This is a genomic window from Citrobacter sp. VF227 (genome assembly GCF_052950715.1).
In genome coordinates, this window is sequence record NZ_JBRFVF010000519.1 from 1 (window position 1) to 447 (window position 447).

Sequence of the window (447 nt, forward strand, 5' to 3'; positions counted from 1 at the left end):
CTCCGATGGCACCGCTATTCTCGGTCTGGGTAATCTCGGTCCGCTGGCTTCCAAGCCGGTAATGGAAGGCAAGGGCGTTCTGTTCAAGCGCTTCGCGGGTGTCGACGTGTTCGACATCGAAGTCGACGCCGAGAGCCCGCAGGCCTTCATTGATACCGTCAAGCGCATCTCGATCACCTTCGGTGGCATCAACCTTGAAGACATCAAGGCGCCGGAGTGTTTCGAGATCGAGCGCGCGCTGATCGAGCAGTGCGACATTCCCGTCTTTCACGACGACCAGCACGGCACCGCCATCGTGACCGCGGCAGGCATGCTCAACGCACTGGAGATCGCCGGCAAGACGCTGGAACAGGCGAAGATCGTCTGCCTTGGTGCCGGCGCTGCCGCTACCTCATGCATGAAGCTGCTGGTCAGCATGGGCGCGAAGATCGAAAACATCTTCATGAT

1 protein-coding gene is annotated in these 447 nt (G+C 59.7%); it reads left to right on the forward strand.

The annotated features are described in order from the left end of the window. The coding region (locus ACU8YC_RS27640; protein ID WP_446896347.1) for a malic enzyme-like NAD(P)-binding protein at nucleotides 1-447 on the forward strand (447 nt) is incomplete at both ends.